Annotated in this window: 2 pseudogenes; both read left to right on the top strand. The window is 56.9% G+C overall.

Going from position 1 to position 1,939, the window contains the following annotated elements:
• Positions 1-713 (top strand): annotated as a pseudogene (locus tag BF95_RS25220) (ribonucleoside-diphosphate reductase subunit alpha); the annotation flags it as partial.
• Between the two features lie 62 nt (positions 714-775).
• Positions 776-1,825: pseudogene (locus BF95_RS25225) on the top strand (ribonucleotide-diphosphate reductase subunit beta).
• Positions 1,826-1,939: the final 114 nt, after the last annotated feature.

Genomic DNA, 1,939 nt, shown 5'->3' on the forward strand with positions numbered 1-1,939 from the left:
AGCGCGCGGCATCCGTTCGGAGGAGCGATTGGCCAAGTCGTGGAACCTGCGTCATGTTCAAGCATATCAAGGGTCAGGTGGACGAAGCTCGATGCAACTCGCCATCGAGCGTGGCCCTTGCCCGGACGCCGCCGACCAGGGGCGTGATGGAACGTTTCAGCTGCAAGATGGCGATCGCGCGACCGCGTCGATTTCCATCATCTGCGGCGGCACATCCGCCTGCATCGAGCCGATCCCGGCCAATATCTATACGCACAAGACTCTGTCGGGCAGCTTCTCGATCAAGAATCCCTATCTCGAAAAGCTGTTGATCGAGAAGGCGAAGGACAGCAACAATGTCTGGAAACTCGATCCTCGAACATGGCGGCAGCGTCCAGCATCTCGACTTCCTGAGCCAGGAAGAAAAGGACACGTTCAAGACCAGCTTCGAAATCGACCAGCGCTGGCTGCTCGAACTCGCGGCCGACCGCACCCCCTATATCGATCAGGCGCAGTCGCTGAACCTGTTCATCCCGGCTGATGTGGAAAAATGGGATCTGCTCATGCTCCACTTCCGTGCCTGGGAACTGGGCATCAAGTCGCTTTATTATCTGCGGTCGAAGAGCGTGCAGCGCGCCGGTTTTGCGGGCGGCGTGGAAGCCGACAACACGATCGACGCACCCAAGTTCGAGATCGAAAGCACCGACTATGACGAGTGTCTGGCCTGTCAGTGATTTTGTGAGCCTCTCTCCCAAAGAGGAGAGAAAGGCCAATATAGATTTCCCGGAGTTACCCTATGTCTCTTCTTCAAGCCTCCAAGCAATATAAGCCGTTCGAATATCCCTGGGCCTACGACTTCTGGAAGCGCCAGCAACAGCTGCACTGGCTGCCCGAAGAAGTGCCTCTGGGCGAGGATTGCCGCGATTGGGCGCAGAAACTGTCCGATCATGAGCGCAACCTGCTGACGCAGATCTTCCGCTTCTTCACCCAGGCGGACGTGGAAGTGCAGGATTGCTACCACGAAAAATATGGCCGCGTGTTCAAGCCCACGGAAGTCAAGATGATGCTGACCGCGTTCAGCAACATGGAAACCGTGCATATCGCGGCTTATTCGCATCTGCTCGACACGATCGGCATGCCCGAAAGCGAATATAGCGCCTTCCTCCAATATAAGGAGATGAAGGACAAGCATGACTATCTGCAGCAGTTCGGCGTCGATACCGACGAGGATATTGCCCGCACCCTGGCGATGTTCGGCGGCTTTACCGAAGGCTTGCAGCTCTTTGCGTCCTTCGCGATGCTGATGAACTTCCCGCGCTTCAACAAGATGAAGGGCATGGGCCAGATCGTCACCTGGTCGATCCGCGACGAGACGCTGCATTGCGAGGGCATCATCAAGCTGTTCCACGCTCTGCGCCGACGCGGCTGCTGACCCCCCGCGGTCAGGGAAGATATCATGGACATGTGCCAGAAGACGGTACGGATCGAGGATGCGTTCATCGATCTGGTCTTCGAAATGGGGCCGGTTCCGGGCATGACGGCGAAGGACATCAAGAAATATGTCCGCTACATCGCCGACTGGCGGCTGGGCCAGCTTGGCTTCAAGCCCATCTACATGATCGAAGAGCATCCGCTCCCTTGGCTCAGCCCGCTGCTCAACGGCGTGGAGCATGCCAATTTCTTCGAAACCCGCGCCACCGAATATTCAAAGGGCGCGACACGCGGCCAATGGAACGACGTGTGGGACGCCTTCGACCGCCGCAAGACCCGCGCCGTGCCCGCCAATGCGGATGAAGTGGACCCGGACATGTTCAGGGTGGCGGGATCGCGGMGGAGTATTTTCTAAAGCATAGGGAGGTCAAGATGGGGCCGTAGTTGTTGAAATGTGTTAATCATGATCCGTGGAGACAAGTGCCGTTACAATTGTTTGGTTCTTATTGGGTTCCTTTATTGCAACCTT

The organism is Sphingobium sp. Ant17 (assembly GCF_000588875.1).
Lineage (GTDB): Bacteria > Pseudomonadota > Alphaproteobacteria > Sphingomonadales > Sphingomonadaceae > Sphingobium.